Consider the following 3,167-nt stretch of genomic DNA (forward strand, 5'->3'; position numbering starts at 1 on the left):
GCTGCAGGCCGGCCAGGCCTGCCTGGCCGGTGAACTGGATGGCGTGGTGACCGGCCCCGTGCACAAGGCGGTGATCAACCAGGGCGGCATTGCCTACAGCGGCACCACTGAACTGCTGGCCGACCAGGCCGGGGTGGAGGTGGTGATGATGCTCGCCAACGACATCGTGCGCGTGGCCCTGGCCACGACCCACCTGCCGCTGCGCGCGGTGGCCGACGCCATCACCGCGCAGGGCCTGGCGCGCACCCTGCACACCGTACACGCCGCCATGCAGCGCGACTTCGGCATCGCCGCCCCGCGCATCGCAGTGCTTGGCCTGAACCCGCATGCGGGGGAAGACGGCCACCTGGGCCATGAAGAGCTGGACCTGATCATTCCCCTGATGGAGCGCCTGCGCGTCCAGGGCATGGACCTGATCGGCCCGCTGCCGGCCGACACCGCGTTCCTGCCGGCCAAGCTGGCCGGCTTCGACGCCGTGCTGGCGATGTACCACGACCAGGGCCTGCCGGTGCTCAAGTACAGCGGCTTCGAACAGGCCGTCAACATCACCCTGGGCCTGCCCTACCCTCGGGTGGCCGTCGACCACGGCACCGCGCTGGACATGGCCGGCCGGGGCATCGCCGACCCTTCCAGCCTCCTCGCTGCCACCGCGCTGTGTGCCCGGCTGGCGCGGCAACGTAAGATGGTGCCATGACTTCCTCGTATTCCTCCTCGGCCGGCGGGTTCACCGCGCCGCCCAAAAAGCAGTTGGGCCAGCACTTCCTGGCCGATCGCAGCTACATCGACAAGATCGTGCTGGCGGTCAACCCGAAAGACGACGACCGCCTGGTCGAGATCGGCCCGGGCCAGGGTGCCATCACCCTGCCGCTGCTGCGCCGCCATCCGCGCCTGACCGTGATCGAGTTCGATCGCGACCTGATCGCGCCCCTGACCGCCGCCGCTGAACCGCTGGGCGAACTGACCATCGTGCACCGCGACGTGCTGCAGGTGAACTTCACCGAGCTGGCCGGCGACGGCCAGATCCGGCTGGTGGGCAACCTGCCCTACAACATCTCCTCGCCGATCCTGTTCCACGCCATGGAGCATGCCGGCGTGATCCGCGACATGCACTTCATGCTGCAGAAGGAAGTGGTGGACCGCATGGCCGCCGGCCCGGGCAGCAAGGTGTACGGCCGCCTGAGCGTGATGCTGCAGGCCTGGTGCAAGGTGACCGCGCTGTTCGTGGTGCCGCCGGGTGCCTTCCGTCCGCCGCCGAAGGTGGACTCGGCCGTGGTGCGGCTGGTGCCGCGTGATCCGGACACGGTGGGGATCATCGACCGCAAGCGCTTCGCCGATGTGGTCCGGGCCGCCTTCGGGCAGCGCCGCAAGACCCTGCGCAACGCCTTGAACGGGGTGGTCACGCCCGAACAGTTCGAGGCCGCCGGCGTGCGCAGCGATGCCCGTGCCGAGCAGCTGGACGTGGCGCAGTTCATCGCCCTGGCCAACGTTCCGCAGGTGGCAGGCGACGACGCCCCGCAAGGCTGATCGCCCCGGCCTGCGCTGGACGCAGGCACGCAGAACCGCTTGAAATCCCTGAAGGAGCGCGCCATTGAATGGCGCGCTCACCTCAAACTGCACGACATTCTCTAAACTGCCTGCATGAACGACGCTGCACACTATGCGATCTCGGTCGAGGTCGCTCCGCGCTTCCTCGACGACCAGTCCACGCCGGAGGACGGGCGCTACGCGTTCGCCTATACGATCCGCATCCACAACCATGGCCGCGTGGCCGCCCGCCTGGTGGCACGCCACTGGCGCATCACCGATGCCAACGGCCGCATCGAGCACGTGGATGGCGACGGGGTGATCGGCGAGCAGCCGCGGCTGCGCCCGGGTGAAGACTTCCGTTACACCTCCGGTGTCATGCTGGAAACTGAACACGGCACGATGCAGGGGCATTACGACATGGTGGCCGACGATGGCACCGAGTTCGCCGCCGCCATCGCGCCGTTCGTGTTGACCGTTCCGCGCACACTGCACTGATGGAGGCGCGCGCATGAGTGTATGGGCCATCGGCGACCTGCAGGGCTGCTACGACGTCACCCAGCGGTTGCTGGAGAAAATCCGCTTCGACCCGGCAGTGGACACGCTGTGGTTCTGCGGGGACCTGGTCAACCGCGGCGGGCAGTCGCTGGAAACCCTGCGCCTGGTCCATTCGCTGCGCGACAGCAGCGTGGTGGTGCTGGGCAACCATGACCTGAGCCTGCTGGCCGTGGGTGCCCGCACCGAGGAAGAGCAGCGCAAGGTCAACCCGGACCTGCTGCGCATCGTGCAGGCCGACGACCGCGACGTGCTGCTGGACTGGCTGCGCCTGCAGAAGCTGGCGCACGTGGACCGCGAACTGGGCTGGATGATGATCCACGCCGGGCTGGCCCCGAAATGGACCACCCAGCTGGCCGAGAAGCATGCCCGCGAAGTGGAGGTGCAGCTGCACGGCAGCGGCTACCGCAAGCTGTTCCGCAACATGTACGGCGACAAGCCCAGCTGGTCGCCCGGCCTGGCCGGCTACGACCGCTCCCGCGCGATCATCAACCTGTTCACGCGCATGCGCTACTGCACGCCGCGTGGCCGCATCGGGATCGAGGACAAGGGCACGCCTGGCACGCAGGAACAGGGCCTGTACCCGTGGTTCGAAGTGCCGGGCCGCGCCGAGCGTGACCTGAAGATCGTGTGCGGTCACTGGTCCGCGCTGGGCCTGACCATCACCCAGGGCGTGCATGCCATCGATACCGGTGCAGTATGGGGCGGCAAGCTCACCGCGCTGCAGCTGGACACCGACGAACTGCGCGTGGTGCAGGTGCCGGGGCGCGATGTGCCCCGCCCCGTGTCGCCGCCGCGTCCGCCGGCACGGCGTCCGGCCGGCGACAGCGAGTCGCAGGGCAACGGCCGACCGCCGCGGCAGCCGCAGGGCCAGCGTCGCGAACGCGGCCCGCGTGGCCAGCCGTCGCAACGCCGCAACCCGGAACCGGCCGGTGACACCGGCGGAAGCACGCCCACCCCGGCATGATGCGTACCGGGCGGTGGCTGCGGGTGGGTCTGGCCGCGCTGCTGGCGCTGACCGGTGCGGCCTGCCAGCGCAGCCCGACCCCGGCGACCAACGCCAGCGCGCCGGTCGCCGACCCCACCCC

At 69.5% G+C, this 3,167-nt stretch carries 4 protein-coding genes; all 4 read left to right on the forward strand.

Features of this window, described 5'->3' with window-relative positions:
* Positions 1–694: 4-hydroxythreonine-4-phosphate dehydrogenase PdxA (gene pdxA / locus DBR34_RS03270; protein ID WP_258223633.1), on the forward strand; the 694-nt coding region annotated here is incomplete at its 5' end.
* A complete protein-coding gene (gene rsmA / locus DBR34_RS03275) occupies positions 691–1,524 on the forward strand; it encodes a 16S rRNA (adenine(1518)-N(6)/adenine(1519)-N(6))-dimethyltransferase RsmA (protein WP_128095683.1) in 834 nt (277 codons plus the stop codon). The genes pdxA and rsmA, both read left to right, overlap by 4 nt.
* 114 nt (positions 1,525–1,638) lie before the next feature.
* Positions 1,639–2,022, forward strand: a complete 384-nt coding sequence (gene apaG, locus DBR34_RS03280; protein WP_038690425.1) for a Co2+/Mg2+ efflux protein ApaG — start codon at positions 1,639–1,641, stop codon at positions 2,020–2,022.
* A 13-nt stretch (positions 2,023–2,035) separates the two neighbouring features.
* Positions 2,036–3,046, forward strand: a complete 1,011-nt coding sequence (locus DBR34_RS03285; RefSeq protein ID WP_258223634.1) for a symmetrical bis(5'-nucleosyl)-tetraphosphatase — start codon at positions 2,036–2,038, stop codon at positions 3,044–3,046.
* The last annotated feature ends 121 nt before the right edge of the window (positions 3,047–3,167 follow it).

It is taken from the genome of Stenotrophomonas sp. HMWF003 (assembly GCF_003061285.1).
In the GTDB taxonomy this organism is placed as follows: domain Bacteria; phylum Pseudomonadota; class Gammaproteobacteria; order Xanthomonadales; family Xanthomonadaceae; genus Stenotrophomonas; species Stenotrophomonas maltophilia_AP.

What these genes read in the sequence shown, in the direction of transcription:
- apaG (WP_038690425.1), top strand. Translation starts at nt 1,639, where the DNA reads ATGAACGACGCTGCACACTATGCGATCTCGGTCGAGGTCGCTCCGCGC.
- rsmA (WP_128095683.1), top strand. Translation starts at nt 691, where the DNA reads ATGACTTCCTCGTATTCCTCCTCGGCCGGCGGGTTCACCGCGCCGCCC.
- DBR34_RS03285 (WP_258223634.1), top strand. Translation starts at nt 2,036, where the DNA reads ATGAGTGTATGGGCCATCGGCGACCTGCAGGGCTGCTACGACGTCACC.